15 protein-coding genes are annotated in these 13211 nt (G+C 39.5%); 9 read left to right on the plus strand and 6 right to left on the minus strand.

The features are described 5' to 3' along the window. Positions 1-2: 2 nt before the first annotated feature. The 3 genes from ACFPA1_RS00485 (at position 3) to ACFPA1_RS00495 (ending at position 4284) form a co-directional block, all read left to right on the plus strand. Positions 3-2990, plus strand: coding sequence for an AAA family ATPase (locus ACFPA1_RS00485; protein ID WP_378580819.1), 2988 nt, complete (start codon positions 3-5; stop codon positions 2988-2990). Between the two features lie 52 nt (positions 2991-3042). Then, complete coding sequence (gene yhaM, locus ACFPA1_RS00490) at positions 3043-3987, plus strand: 3'-5' exoribonuclease YhaM (protein ID WP_213141073.1); 945 nt, start codon at positions 3043-3045, stop codon at positions 3985-3987. 102 nt (positions 3988-4089) lie between these two features. Continuing rightward, positions 4090-4284: a sporulation YhaL family protein gene (locus ACFPA1_RS00495; protein WP_378580821.1), complete on the plus strand. Its 195-nt coding sequence runs from the start codon at positions 4090-4092 to the stop codon at positions 4282-4284. 43 nt (positions 4285-4327) lie between these two features. Here ACFPA1_RS00495 and ACFPA1_RS00500 read toward each other — a convergent pair whose 3' ends face one another. Beyond that, entirely contained in the window at positions 4328-5188 is an 861-nt protein-coding gene (locus ACFPA1_RS00500; RefSeq protein WP_213141072.1) for a peptidylprolyl isomerase, read from the minus strand. A gap of 212 nt (positions 5189-5400) precedes the next feature. Here ACFPA1_RS00500 and ACFPA1_RS00505 point away from each other — a divergent pair, with 212 nt between their 5' ends. After that, positions 5401-5493 carry a YjcZ family sporulation protein gene (locus ACFPA1_RS00505; protein WP_213141071.1) on the plus strand — a complete coding sequence of 31 codons (93 nt, stop codon included), beginning with the start codon at positions 5401-5403 and terminating at the stop codon, positions 5491-5493. A gap of 54 nt (positions 5494-5547) precedes the next feature. Here the strand turns inward: ACFPA1_RS00505 and ACFPA1_RS00510 are convergent, their stop codons facing one another. Next, complete coding sequence (locus ACFPA1_RS00510; protein ID WP_213116688.1) at positions 5548-5727, minus strand: hypothetical protein; 180 nt, start codon at positions 5725-5727, stop codon at positions 5548-5550. A gap of 171 nt (positions 5728-5898) precedes the next feature. Between ACFPA1_RS00510 and ACFPA1_RS00515 the strand changes: the two genes are divergently transcribed. Then, positions 5899-6237, plus strand: coding sequence for a DUF1878 family protein (locus tag ACFPA1_RS00515; RefSeq protein WP_378580824.1), 339 nt, complete (start codon positions 5899-5901; stop codon positions 6235-6237). Between the two features lie 5 nt (positions 6238-6242). On the opposite strand, the gene ACFPA1_RS00520 is transcribed toward ACFPA1_RS00515, so the two are convergent. Next, a complete protein-coding gene (locus ACFPA1_RS00520; RefSeq protein WP_378580826.1) occupies positions 6243-6818 on the minus strand; it encodes an HTH-type transcriptional regulator Hpr in 576 nt (191 codons plus the stop codon). A gap of 302 nt (positions 6819-7120) precedes the next feature. On the opposite strand from ACFPA1_RS00520, the gene ACFPA1_RS00525 reads away from it, so the two are divergent. Beyond that, positions 7121-7312: a hypothetical protein gene (locus ACFPA1_RS00525; protein ID WP_378580828.1), complete on the plus strand. Its 192-nt coding sequence runs from the start codon at positions 7121-7123 to the stop codon at positions 7310-7312. A 52-nt stretch (positions 7313-7364) separates the two neighbouring features. On the opposite strand, the gene ACFPA1_RS00530 is transcribed toward ACFPA1_RS00525, so the two are convergent. Next, positions 7365-7892, minus strand: a complete 528-nt coding sequence (locus ACFPA1_RS00530; protein ID WP_378580830.1) for a tryptophan transporter — start codon at positions 7890-7892, stop codon at positions 7365-7367. A gap of 141 nt (positions 7893-8033) precedes the next feature. After that, positions 8034-8453, minus strand: a complete 420-nt coding sequence (locus ACFPA1_RS00535) for an HIT family protein (RefSeq protein ID WP_213141068.1) — start codon at positions 8451-8453, stop codon at positions 8034-8036. A 575-nt stretch (positions 8454-9028) separates the two neighbouring features. On the opposite strand from ACFPA1_RS00535, the gene ACFPA1_RS00540 reads away from it, so the two are divergent. The 3 genes from ACFPA1_RS00540 to ACFPA1_RS00550 all read left to right on the plus strand — a co-directional run bounded on the left by ACFPA1_RS00540 (position 9029) and on the right by ACFPA1_RS00550 (position 11797). Then, a complete protein-coding gene (locus ACFPA1_RS00540) occupies positions 9029-9769 on the plus strand; it encodes an ABC transporter ATP-binding protein (protein ID WP_378580832.1) in 741 nt (246 codons plus the stop codon). Further along, complete coding sequence (locus tag ACFPA1_RS00545) at positions 9762-10988, plus strand: ABC transporter permease (protein ID WP_378580834.1); 1227 nt, start codon at positions 9762-9764, stop codon at positions 10986-10988. The genes ACFPA1_RS00540 and ACFPA1_RS00545 overlap by 8 nt, the downstream gene beginning before the upstream one ends. A gap of 86 nt (positions 10989-11074) precedes the next feature. Then, positions 11075-11797, plus strand: a complete 723-nt coding sequence (locus tag ACFPA1_RS00550) for an EcsC family protein (protein ID WP_378580835.1) — start codon at positions 11075-11077, stop codon at positions 11795-11797. A gap of 127 nt (positions 11798-11924) precedes the next feature. On the opposite strand, the gene ACFPA1_RS00555 is transcribed toward ACFPA1_RS00550, so the two are convergent. Further along, positions 11925-13103: a M20 family metallopeptidase gene (locus ACFPA1_RS00555; protein ID WP_378580837.1), complete on the minus strand. Its 1179-nt coding sequence runs from the start codon at positions 13101-13103 to the stop codon at positions 11925-11927. Positions 13104-13211: the final 108 nt, after the last annotated feature.

A 13211-nucleotide genomic window follows, 5' to 3' on the forward strand; every position in this document is an offset into this window, starting at 1 on the left:
AATTGAAAATCACGGCAATGAATATTTACGGTTTTGGGCAGCTGGAAAATGTCATCATCGAAAATTTGAATGAATTTCAGGTTTTCTTTGGGGAAAATGAGGCTGGAAAATCTACGATTATGGCCTTTATACATAGTATTTTATTTGGTTTTCCAACTAAGCAGCAATCAGAGCTGCGCTACGAACCGAAACAAGGTACAAAGTACGGCGGGAATATCCGAATTTATCTTGAAGGTCAAGGCTTTGCAGTAATTGAACGGGTAAAAGGAAAAGCCGCCGGTGATGTCAAGGTAGTCATGGATAACGGGATCATTGGCGGTGAGGAACTTTTAAAGGAATTACTACAAAGCTTTGATAAAAATCTATTTCAGGCCATTTTTTCTTTCAATATACACGGGCTGCAAAACATCCACCAGATGAAGGGTGAAGAGCTGGGTAAATACCTATTTTCCGCAGGAACACTAGGCACAGAACAACTGGCAAAGGCAGAGGCTGCCCTCCAAAAGGAGCTGGATACCCGCTTTAAGCCAGGGGGAAAAAAGCCTGAGCTAAATGAAAAACTGCAGGAGCTTCATGAGGTCAATCAAGAGCTAAAAAAAGCCGCTGCGAAAAATAAGGAATATGAGATCTTGGCAGCGAAAAAAGAAAGCCTGCTGCAGGAAATGGCTAATCTTAATGAACAGCTTGCCACCTTTCAGGTAAATACAGCAAAGCTTTCGGAATGGAAAAGGATAGAATCTTCTGTTAAACAAGAAAAGTGGATTGAGAACGAGCTTGCTGAACTTGAAGAAGTACAGTTCCCTGTCCGAGGAATGGAAAGACTCGAAAAATTAAACCAACTTATTCTTCCCTACAAAGCAGAGCTGAACAGTCTTGCGGAACGAATTGAAAAGGTAAAGCTGGAAATAGCCGGTTTGGAGCCAAATGAAGAGCTCCTCGAGAATGAGCCGGCGATATTAATGTTACTGGATCAGATGCCCATTTTTGATCAGTTCAAATTGGAACTGGGCCAATATGAACAGAGGCTAGCTGACTGTGAGGCGGAACTTTCCATTATAAAAGCGAAGCTCCATCTGCCATTGCAGGATCAAGATTTTCAAGCCATTAATACAAATATGTATATGAAAAACCAGGTTGAAACAACTGCAAAACAAAGCAGAAAACTGATGGAAGCAAAAGAGGAGCTGGATGAACGGTATGAGGAAGAAAAAAATGCCTTAGAGACGATTGAAAAGGAGGTTCTCTTGACTGAGGGCTTATGTTTGCCGGACCAAGACAGACTGCTCCTTGAAAAACAGGTTCACGGAAATGATAAAAGGGGCTTAGAAGAGGAATTAAAGGGAATCAAGGAAAAAATCCATTTCCAGCAAAGATCTCTTGACCAGGAACAGGATGCTAAATCAAGGCTTAAGCTTCAATTTATCACGATAGAGCTGATCCTCCTCGGACTAATCCTTTATGGACTTCTGACAAAACAATGGGTACTGATGATCTTGGGGTTAGGAGGCTGTTTGGCTTTTGCCGTATACATGCTCCAATCCTTAAAGCAGGCTAAAGAAAAGCAGCTTGTTCAACAACTAAACGGACTGCGGGAAAGAGAAAAACAGGTAAGTGAAAAGCTGCAATCTGCCGAATACCTGGATCTGAGCAAGGCTGCTGAAGAGTTGAAGATAGACAATCAGCGGCGTGAACAGCTGCAGCTGTTAAAATTAAGGCTTAAGCAGCAGCAGAGCCAATTTGAAAAAGTGATTTCGAAATTTGAGGAATGGGAGATTGCCTCTAGTAAGCATAAGGAGACGCTGCTTACAGTTAGCAGGGAATTAAAAATACCTGATAATCTTGCGGACGCCTTTTTGGAGGAAGCGTTTAAACAAATCGAAAAATTTAAAGAGATTTTATGGGAACGGGATAAGCTAATTGCAAAAGTGGACAAAGCTAATCAGCAGCAAAGCCAGATTTCCGAAGGAATTCTGGAATATGGCAAACGCTTTTTGCCGGAAAAGGATCTCGATTTACTTAAGACCGCATTTTTATTGAGGACAAAACTTAAGGAAGAGCTTGAAAAGAGTATCAAAAAACAGGAAAGAAAAAATAAGCTTGCTGGCATGGAAGCAGATTGGCAAGGCAAATCACATGAACTGGAACAGCTTGAAGCGGAGTATGCTTTGCTGCTTCAGTCTGCTAATACGGATACGGAACAGCAATTCTATGAACTTGGAAAAAAGGCGGAAAAAAGATCCGAACTGCTGGCTGATTTGGACAATATCCGCAGTCAGCTTAACTATTCAAGCCTGTCTGAGGAAGAGAGGGAAAGCTTCCTAACCATCCTTAATTGGGATGAATTAATAACTGCCGGCCTTGATGAATCTAAGCGATTGCATGCTAGATTAAAAGAACTGCAGGAGGAGCAAGCCAAGGTCAAGTACGAATTACAGGTTCTCGAAGAAGGCGGCGTTTATTCTGATATTCTCCATCATTATAAGCTGAAAAAATTTGAACTCGAGGAGACAGCAAAAGAGTGGGCTGTATATTCTCTTGCACAAAATATTTTGACGGCAACAATCGAGAAATACAAAAATGAACATTTGCCCAGAATGCTGGAAAGGGCGGAGGAGTTTCTGTCTTTTCTTACAAATGGCAGATACCACCGAATACACCTGCACCCATTGGGGACTGGTTTCCTAGTAGAACGGGAGGACCGGACCCTATTTGAAGCAAACGAATTAAGCCAAGCCACCACAGAACAGCTATATGTTTCGATCAGACTGGCACTGGCTACAACCCTTTATGAAAAATACCGGTTCCCGATTATCATTGATGACAGCTTCGTAAACTTTGATATTGGCAGAACAGAAAGGGTCATCGCGCTTATAAAAACGCTGGAACAAAATCAAATCTTATTTTTTACTTGTCATCAACATTTACTACAGTTCTTTCCAAAGGAAAATGTTCTTTTCTTGGAAAAAGGTGCTGTTCAGATAATTTCATAGAGTGAAAGAAGGATATGTTATACTTTTACTATCGGAAGGGAGCGTGTCTAGGTTGGCGAAAGGTATTTTACATTATGATGTTGGGGAACAGATTGAGTTATATTTATTAATTAAAACGTCCACAAAAGGAATTGCGAGCAACGGAAAGCCGTTTTTAACGTTAATACTGCAAGACCAAAGTGGAGATATTGAAGCCAAGCTTTGGGATGCCAATGAAGAGGATGAAAAAATGTATGCCGCCCAAACGATTGTCAAAATTCATGGGGACGTGCAAAATTACCGGGGCAAAAGCCAGTTGAAAATCCGCCAGATTCGAAGAACCGGACCAGCGGATGCGGTGAAATTGGAAGACTTCCTTGAAACCGCACCGTTAAGTCAGGATGAAATGGTGAGTAAACTGACCCAGTATATTTTTGATATGAAAAACCCAAATATCCAGAGGATTACCCGCCACTTAATAAAGAAGCACCAGAAGGCATTTTTGGAGTATCCGGCGGCGACCAAAAATCATCATGAATTTGTTTCCGGGCTTGCCTATCATGTGGTCAGCATGCTTGATCTCGCCAAAGCAATCTCCGGCCTATACCCAAGTCTTGACAGGGACCTGCTGTATGCAGGCATCATCCTGCATGATATGGGCAAAGTCATGGAATTATCCGGGCCAATTTCAACTGTTTATACGCTCGAAGGGAACCTACTTGGGCATATTACGATTATGATCAATGAAATTGGCAAAGCAGCTGAAGAACTTGGTATTAACGGGGAGGAAGTGTTAATCCTCCAGCACCTCGTTCTAAGCCATCACGGAAAAGCGGAGTGGGGAAGTCCCAAACCACCGTTAGTGAAAGAAGCAGAAATCCTTCATTACATTGATAATCTCGATGCAAAAATGAACATGCTTGACCGGGCTTTGGAAAGAGTTAAGCCAGGGGAGTTTACTGAACGGGTTTTTGCGCTGGATAATCGATCATTTTACAAGCCTGCATTTCATAAATAGGAAGGGTAGCCTCTCTTGGAGGTTATCTTTTTTTTATGCATAATTTTTTAATCCATGAATATTATTTATTAGAAAATTGGACAACCATTTTGAAGGGGGCAAGTGAAGTTGACTATACCTATTTGGGTTTATGCAGTTGTGGTTGGGATTATCATTAGCGCGTTAATGGCCATCAAAACAGGGCGGGAAGAGCGTCAGCTTGAACAAGAGGATATAGAACGTGAGGGCGAAATCTATATGATGCGCCTTGAAAAAGAAAAGGAAGCCCGAAAAGGTGAACATGCCACAAGCGAATAAAAAAACGGAAGCGCAAAATGAGGCGCTTCCGTTTTTCCGATTTTTATTGGGCTGCAGTTTGTGGTGTTAGTGCGTCTTTTAAGTCTTTGTCATTAATCTTTACATTAGCGTCTTTTAATTCACGTTCCATGGCTTTATTAATCACATCGGTAGTTAACTTTTGAGATTTTACTTGATATTCAATATCTTTTTTCATTTCATCATAGGATTTTTTCTCTTTTTTATCAGTAACCTGAATAATATGGTAACCGAATTGAGTTTTTACTGGAGCGCTGATTTCATTAACTTTCAGGGCATAGGCAGCCTTTTCAAAATCAGGGTCCATTTTTCCAGTCCCAAACCAGCCTAGGTCGCCGCCATTTTGGGCAGAAGCTTTATCAGTTGAGTATTCTTTTGCCACATCTTCGAATTTTGCTCCGCCATCAAGCTTTTGCTTTACAGTGTTAGCGGTTGCTTCATCGGCAACGAGAATATGGCGTGCCTTAATTTCAGGTTGATAATTATCATAGTAATCCTTTAATTCTTTATCGGTTATTTTAATGTCTTTCATCGCCGCTTTTTCCTGCAGCATGCCAAGCTTCATTGTTTTCTTTAGGTCGGCTTCACTTTTATAACCATATTGGGCCAAGGTCATTTCAAAGTTTGAGCCAAGGTCCTCTTTGATTTGTTTAATTTTGTCATCTAATTCTTTGTCGGTTACTTTGTACTTTTTAGATAGAACCTTTTCATAGACAAGCTGCTGTAATGCCTGATTGCCGAATTTATCCTTCATTGCCTTGTAAAGATCCTCTTGTGTTACATCCCCAGCTTTGCTCTCTGCAACCGTTTCCGAACCATTTTGATTACATGCACTTAAGGCAAGGATTGAGCTTGCAAGCGTTAGGGCCATTATCCATTTTTTCATGATGAATCTCTCCTAAATAGTAAATTCTTATGGGTTTTTGTCCACATCCTTAACTATAACATAAATGGCAACTCCTGCAAAAAATTAAAAGGATTATCATTTCAAAAATTTACAAGCCCATTCATGTCTTTTCCGAAAAAATAAGATAAGAGCCTAGTCGAATTGGAGGGAGGTTGAATAGTATATCGTAGAAACGGAAAGGAGGCAAAAATATGTCTGGTGGGGCGGGTTACGGTGCAGGCTTTGCGTTAATCGTTGTTCTTTTCATTTTATTGATTATCGTTGGTGCTGCTTGGGTAATTTAAGCATAAGTAAAAAGCGATGAGAGACACCTCATCGCTTGTTTTTTTACTTATACACTATGTATACAAAATTTCCAAATAGGAAGAAATTAATAAAATAGTAACGAGAACATTAATTGTACGAAACACCTTGTGCTGACGTTCTTCCGGAATTTCTTTTTGAATACATAATGAACTGGTCATTTTATTTACATAAAACAAAATAAAAATGGCAAAAACGATAAAAATGGAGATCATAAGAAATCCCTCCCCCCAGATACTGTTCCATTTTACCTTACCAAATAATTTATTAAAAAGATAGTCAAAAAGAATGGAAGGTTCTCAGATTTTGATGCCAAATAAGTAAATACTGAAATAGGTTTATCCAAGTCCCAAAAAGGTGAATAATATGGAAAAGGGGGGCTTTTCATGGATAAATATGAAATGCTGGCAGAAAAAATAAATATGCTTGAATTTCATCAAAAGCTGTTATTAGAGGTAGTGGATCATCCATCCAAGAAGTTCACTCGAATGATCATTGAATCCGGCCTTTCCGAATCAGAAGTGAATCATTTTTATTCTATATGTGATAAACTGAGCAAAAAATTGGAAGAACAAAAAGCGGAAGGGTATGTATACTTTCATCCGCTTTTTGATGAGCTTTCGATCTCAATGCCTGACAAACTAGATATCGGACAAACCATCAAAGCATGTCTATCACAGAATCTATACAAATCACTTTTTCAGGAATTTGAAAAATTTATTTAGCCTAGTTAGGCCAGTTCTTGTTCTATTTCCTCTGATTTTTTTAGCTTCCCGTCTTCTTCCACAAACTTACTTTCAAGATTATGGAAGGAACGTTCGAAAATCTCCATGAAGTCCTGTCCATAAATATTCCGGATAATTGCCATCATTTCAATGATGTCCGGGAATTTTCCGTATAATTCCCGTAAAGGCAGTGCGCCGGTAAATGCTGAGTAGGCATTTGGATCATAGGTTTCCATTAACTGCAGGAGAATGTTTTCACCCTCTGGTGTCAATTGGATATACGTATTCCGTTTGTCATTTTCTTTTTTAGAAAATTTCAGCAAGCCTCGTTCTTCTAATTTTTTTGAAAAATTAAAAGCTGTTGAGACATGCATGACACCAAATTTGGCTACATCGGAAATAGATGCACCGTTCAAATGGTAGGCAATCCAAAGAATGTGGTGTTCATTAATATTTAAATCATACGGTTTTATCCATTGCTGCCAATCTTTTTCAATCGATTTCCATAACGCCTTGCTTAATTGCGCAATTCTTTGACTAAAAATCATTGCTTCCTTGGCCGAATATTGTTTCTCCGTCATCTCCATTTTCACCTACTTTATTATTACTCTATTTTCATTATGCCAATAAAATAAAAATTAATAAAGAAAAAATTCACAAAATTTTTAGAAATTACGATAATTTTATATTGAAATTTAAATTGTTTAAAAGATTTCTATTTTATTATAATTGATTAATAAGAAAAATGGAAACTTTTTGAATATTTTTTTAAAAATTAATTTACTTATATAGTGTTACTAAATTTTTCATAGGTATGGACAGAAAAACATATAAATAGTTACAACATCAATTGAAAATTGGAATCCTGCAGGGGGATCTTACTATGAAAAGTGCAGCTATCATGTTTTTTGTTCTAAGTGCCATTTTTTTCATGGGTACAGGTAAGTTTGTCATTGATTTAACGAAACCAGGTGTTTATCCGCCTAAACAAATAATAAAGAAAAGGGCAGCTGTCTGCGCTAGCGGCGGGGGAATCTTTTTAGTGTTAGCCTTATTGTTTACCTATTTTTTCTAAAGTGAATTTAAGAAAAGAACCCTTAAGGGTTCTTTTCTTAACGTACCTGTCATTACTTTTCAATGACGGAAACAGTTGATGATTTAGTTCTTTTAGCAATCGATTGCGCGATTGGGTACAAGATAACCATTATGACAGTATTGATGGCAGCAGCAGGTAAAACAGCTACGCCAAACAGTGCAGCAAATGGGCCAGGCAGACCAACCAAGAAATAGGCAGTTGTTAAAAAGACTGTTCCGGACACGATCGTTCCTATCGCTGTCAAAACACCAACACTTACAATAGAGCTGCGGTATTTTTTTAATGCTAAAAATAATCCGAAGAAAACTAATGCAGTGACGGGCTTATCAATGATATTTGGAAACTGCCCCCCAGGGAACTGAGTGGTGATCGCAGATAATACTCCTGTAACAATCGCCAAAAGCATAACGCTTTTGATTTCCGGAATAAGAATAATTCCTAAGAACATCATCGCCAGCATCATATCTGGTTTAATCGTCAGGAACGCCGGCATTACCGCGTGCAGCACAAATCCAATCGCCGCTAAAAGTGCTAAAATGACAAGGTTTTTTGTTTTCATTTCTCATCTCTCCTCTGCTCTTCTAAAGCTTTTTTCCTCCTGCAGTGCACTCATTGCCTGCAGCGAAGAATTTATACACATTATAGCATATTACGATAATAATAATAAAGAAATAATTTTCAGATAACTTATTGTACGGGCCTATAATTTCTTGGCAATATTGGCTGCCATTTCCTGGAGCAGTTGTGGTGTATAGTCACTTTGATTATTTTTCCAGACTACACCAAGGCCATCTCCCTTGCCATAACGAGGAATTAAATGCATGTGGTAATGGAAAACAGTTTGTCCAGCTAACTCGCCATTATTGTTAATGGTATTTAAACCGGCCGGTTCAAATTCCTGTTTTAAAGCGTTGGCAATGGCAGGGACCACTTCGAATAGGTTTCTGGCGATTTCGGGCGTCAGTTCAAAGACATTTTCTTTATGTATCTTTGGGATGACCAATGTATGCCCTTTTGTTACCTGACTGATGTCCATAAAGGCTAGGACATGTTCGTTTTCAAATACTTTTGCGGAAGGAATTTCACCATTAACAATTTTACAGAAAATACAATCGTTCATTTTTGGGACCAGCCTTTCATTATATTTTGTATATTTTACCATAGAATTCTTTCGCAAAAAAGAAAAGAGCAGGATTCGCTTAGAATCCCGCCCTCTCGAAGGGGAAATTGCTTCAAATTTGACGTTCAATAGGAGTGTTCTTTGATAAACACCTCATTTTACAGTAGAGTGTTGTTATAAAGAAACATCATTGTTCAAGCTGACCATCCCCTATTTGTTTTTATCGGTTTTCTTACCTTTAAAAACGGACGATGTCTGCGACAAACACCTCATTTTCAGTTTTTTATCCAAAAACCTGGTGTTATTTGAACTCAAAATGGTTACCATGCACATTGTACAATACAACCATCCCCTTGTTTTGAAACGTTTTTAGAAGCTTCTGGGTTTGAAACGGATATTGTCTTTTGTAGACACCTCATTTCAAGTGGTTGATGAATCACTTCATCAATTGAACTCCCCTTCGAATATTATGATGTCCGATTGAAAAGGAAATATACAAATAAAATTGAATTTCTATTTTTATTGAAAACGATTTGATAAAATAAAGGAAATCATTAAGGGAAGGACTTAAAAAAATGTCTTTATTAACGATTGAAAATCTAGTTGGCGGTTACACAAGGAATCCGGTCTTAAAAGACGTTTCTTTTGAGGTGAACGAAAAAGAATTGGTTGGCCTAATTGGGTTGAATGGCGCAGGAAAGAGCACAACCATTAAGCATATCATCGGATTAATGGAACCACATCAAGGTGTCATAAAAATAAATGGGCAAACCATCACAGATCATAAAGAGGCATATCGTAAAATGTTTACGTTTGTTCCGGAAACACCAATTTTATATGAAGAATTAACATTGGAGGAGCATTTACGCTTAACGGCGATGGCTTATGGACTTTCTGAAACGGACTATAAATCCCGCGTATCTCCATTGCTCACTGAATTTCGGATGGAGAAGCGCCTAAAGTGGTTTCCAGCTCATTTTTCTAAAGGGATGAAGCAAAAGGTGATGATCATGTGCGCATTCCTTGTGCAGCCATCGCTCTACATCGTAGACGAGCCGTTTGTCGGCCTCGACCCGCTCGGTATCCAATCATTGCTCGATTTAATGAAGAAAATGAAAGACAATGGGGCGGGAATCTTAATGTCGACCCATATTCTAGCCACTGCGGAAAAATATTGCGACCGGTTTGTTATTTTGCATGAAGGGAAAATTCGGGCAAAAGGGACACTTACAGAGCTTAGGGAGCAATTTTCGATGCCGGCCGCGTCATTAGATGACATCTATATTCAGTTAACAAAGGAAGAAAATTATGTTTAATGCGGTGAAACTTTGGAAGGAACGGGCAGGCCGGCGTGTTAAGGATTTGAGCACGTATCTTCGCTATATTTTTAATGGCCATCTTGTCATTGTTTTATTGTTTCTGATTGGCAGCGGTGCTTATTATTATCAGGAGTGGATTAAAACTTTATCAACTGATTTTCCGGCGGAAATTATTCTAGCCCTGTTTATCAGTTTTTTCTTAACATACAGCCCAGTTTATAATTTTTTATTGGAAGCGGATAAGGTATTTTTGCTTCCGTTAGAAGATAAATTAAAGGGGTATTTTCTTCGTTCCGGATTCGTAAGCTTTATTTTTCAAGGTTACATACTCTTACTCATTTTTGCTGTTCTTATGCCAATGTATGCCCATATTAGCAGCACTGGCTTTCGCTTATTTTTCCCGTTTCTCATTGTTCTTTTTGTCATCAAGGGATGGAATCTATTAGTCAGCTGGCGGATTTCTTACTTTGTTCAGATATCAGTACATAGATGGGATCTGACCGTCAGATATTTCATTAATCTCTCGCTAACCTATTTGCTGTTTAAACAGGCAAATTTTGTAGTCCTTTTGGTCATTGCTTTGATTATGGTCTTGTATTATTTCTTTTTCCATAACAGAACAAAAGCCCTAGGGTTAAAATGGGATTTATTAATTGATCAGGAAGAAAAAAGAATGGCTTCCTTTTATCGGCTTGCAAATATGTTTACAGATGTGCCGAAACTAAAGGATACGGTAAAAAGAAGAAAATGGCTGGATTTCCTCTTGGGGGGGATTCGCTTTTTACAAGAAAAAACGTATCTCTATTTGTATGCACGGACTTTTTTGCGGTCATCGGATTATCTCGGACTGTTTGTCCGCTTAACGGTTATTGGTATACTAGGGATTTATTTTATTTCGTTTGGATTGGGACAAATTCTCATCAGTATTTTGTTTTTATATTTAACTGGATTTCAACTGCTTCCGCTTATCCATCACCACCAAAACAAGCTGTGGGTCGACCTTTATCCGGTTGCTGAAAAACACAAGCATGATGATTTTCATTTATTGCTGATGGTCATTTTAACAATCGAAAACATTGTTTTTGCCCTGTTTATTTTTCTGAAGGGAGAAATATCCCTGGCATTATTGGAACTTGCCGCAGGACTATTGTTTAACTTCTTATTTGTTTATTTTTACAGTAAAAATAGAATGAAGGATAAAATGACCCCCCTTTGAGTTTAGGCAAAGGGGTTTTTTTTTGAAACCAAACGGCTGATTCTTACGTATTTACGCATAAAATTAGTATGGCGAGGTGAGGTTTGATGAACGATTATGAATTAAAGGTATATGATGAAGTTCAAGACTGGAAACGAAAATTGATAAGACGGTCGGGAATGATGAATAGGATATCGAAAAAGGCGCAAGGGAAAATCAATGAAATCATCCCTGAAAAAGTTCATGAAGTCATGACGGACAGCATTAAAACAATGGTAAAGGCTACTTTATTTAGTTCGCAAATGACCACCAACAGAAATGCCGCAGAAGGGTTAACTCTTGAAGAAAGAGATGAATTAGTCCGCAAAAAAATTGCCACCTACCAAAAAACAGCGATGGTGGAAGGGGCCGGCACTGGTGCGGGTGGGATTTTGCTGGGGCTGGCAGACTTCCCTTTGCTGTTAACCATCAAGATGAAGTTCTTATTTGATGCAGCCTCCGTTTACGGCTTCAATACGAAGGAATATGAGGAAAGGTTATTTATTCTTCATGTCTTTCAGCTTGCTTTTTCAAGCGATGAAATCCGCAGAAACACGTTATCTGAGATTGAAAACTGGGAGGAGCGAAAGCAGGTACTTGTGGAAATGGACTGGCGGAAGTTCCAGCAGGAATACCGGGATTATATTGATTTTGTCAAAATGCTTCAGCTTGTTCCGGGGATCGGCGCCTTTGTTGGGGCATACGCCAATAACAACCTAATGAAAACATTAGGCGAAACGGCGATGAACGCTTATCGGTTAAGAATTTTGCAAAAAGCCCCTGAGCTTTAAATAAAGTTCAGGGGTTTTTTCTTTAGCTAATAGGAAAGTATTTCACAAATTTATACTTTCCTAACGCATAAATTCAACTACGCCTCTGTCTTCGTCCTACCGGACTCGCCAATCGGCGAGTTTCCATTTACTCGTTATGCACCTTTATGGCTGCTGTTCCCAATGTCTTGGCAGCAATCAGCATAGCTTTTTCATCGATGTCAAATCGTGGATGGTGATGCGGGTAAGCAGCATCATCGCGTTCCGGCTTTGCTCCGGTGTAGAAGAAGGTTCCCGGCACCTTTTGCAAATAGTAGGCAAAATCTTCTCCGCCCATGTCCGGTTCGGTCTCTTCCACGATTTTTACTTCTGCTGCAAGGTGAGCACAGGCAGCCAGGAATTCCGTTTCCTTGGCATGATTCACCACTGGCGGATAGCCGCGAAAATACTTATAGTCGTAAGTGCTGCCTGACATATAACAGGTGCCGTGGACAATTCGTTCAATTTCTTCTTCAATAAAGCTTCTAAGCTCCTCATTGAAGGTCCGTACCGTCCCAATAAGCTTTGCTTTATCGGCAATGACATTGAAGGCATTTTGAGCAGTAAATGATCCAATGGAGACAACGGCCGAATCAATCGGATTAACCTTGCGGCTGACAATTTGCTGAAGATTTAAGACAAGCTGGGAGGCTGTCACGATCGCATCTTTTGTCGTATGAGGCTGTGCGCCATGCCCGCCTTTGCCTTGAATTTCAATTTCAAACCGGTCTGCAGCTGCCATAAAAGGGCCAGTTCGATATTGAATCGTACCAGTTGGCACGCTTGCCCATAAGTGGGTTCCAAAGATCACATCCACACCTTCTAAGCAGCCATCCTCTATCATCGAAATGGCACCACCTGGGGCATATTCTTCGGCATGCTGGTGAATAAACACATAGGTTCCTTCGAGATTGTCCTTAAGTTCATTCAATGCTTTGGCAAGGAGCAGAAGGGTGGCGGTGTGCCCGTCATGTCCGCAAGCGTGCATAACTCCTGGCACTGTTGATTTATATGGGATATCATCCTTTTCATCCTGAATCGGCAGGGCATCAAAATCGGCCCGCAATGCCACGGTTTTACCCGGCTTTTTACCATAAACCTTTGCTACTACACCGTTCCCGCCGACATTGCTGTTCACTTTAATTCCAAGTTTTTCATAAAAGGAAACAATAAATTTGGCCGTTTCGTATTCTTGATAGGATAGTTCTGGATGCTGGTGAAGATGTCGGCGAATGGAGACCATTTCCTCATAGGAATTTTCTAATTTAGCAAACAATTCATCTAACATATGTAAATCCCCCTCTCAGTCTTTACTAGCTATTAAGAAAGTATAAGTGCAACTACGCCTCATGAACCGCCCTTAGGGCTCGCCAATCGACGAGTTTTCCTTAGAAAT

It is taken from the genome of Neobacillus sp. GCM10023253 (genome assembly GCF_042653105.1).
Lineage (GTDB): Bacteria > Bacillota > Bacilli > Bacillales > Cytobacillaceae > Neobacillus > Neobacillus citreus.

What these genes read in the sequence shown, in the direction of transcription:
- ACFPA1_RS00555 (WP_378580837.1), bottom strand. Translation starts at nt 13,103, where the DNA reads ATGTTAGATGAATTGTTTGCTAAATTAGAAAATTCCTATGAGGAAATG.
- ACFPA1_RS00515 (WP_378580824.1), top strand. Translation starts at nt 5,899, where the DNA reads ATGGATAAATATGAAATGCTGGCAGAAAAAATAAATATGCTTGAATTT.
- ACFPA1_RS00550 (WP_378580835.1), top strand. Translation starts at nt 11,075, where the DNA reads ATGAACGATTATGAATTAAAGGTATATGATGAAGTTCAAGACTGGAAA.
- ACFPA1_RS00540 (WP_378580832.1), top strand. Translation starts at nt 9,029, where the DNA reads ATGTCTTTATTAACGATTGAAAATCTAGTTGGCGGTTACACAAGGAAT.
- ACFPA1_RS00520 (WP_378580826.1), bottom strand. Translation starts at nt 6,818, where the DNA reads ATGACGGAGAAACAATATTCGGCCAAGGAAGCAATGATTTTTAGTCAA.
- ACFPA1_RS00545 (WP_378580834.1), top strand. Translation starts at nt 9,762, where the DNA reads ATGTTTAATGCGGTGAAACTTTGGAAGGAACGGGCAGGCCGGCGTGTT.
- ACFPA1_RS00535 (WP_213141068.1), bottom strand. Translation starts at nt 8,453, where the DNA reads ATGAACGATTGTATTTTCTGTAAAATTGTTAATGGTGAAATTCCTTCC.
- ACFPA1_RS00505 (WP_213141071.1), top strand. Translation starts at nt 5,401, where the DNA reads ATGTCTGGTGGGGCGGGTTACGGTGCAGGCTTTGCGTTAATCGTTGTT.
- ACFPA1_RS00500 (WP_213141072.1), bottom strand. Translation starts at nt 5,188, where the DNA reads ATGAAAAAATGGATAATGGCCCTAACGCTTGCAAGCTCAATCCTTGCC.
- ACFPA1_RS00525 (WP_378580828.1), top strand. Translation starts at nt 7,121, where the DNA reads ATGAAAAGTGCAGCTATCATGTTTTTTGTTCTAAGTGCCATTTTTTTC.
- ACFPA1_RS00510 (WP_213116688.1), bottom strand. Translation starts at nt 5,727, where the DNA reads ATGATCTCCATTTTTATCGTTTTTGCCATTTTTATTTTGTTTTATGTA.
- ACFPA1_RS00530 (WP_378580830.1), bottom strand. Translation starts at nt 7,892, where the DNA reads ATGAAAACAAAAAACCTTGTCATTTTAGCACTTTTAGCGGCGATTGGA.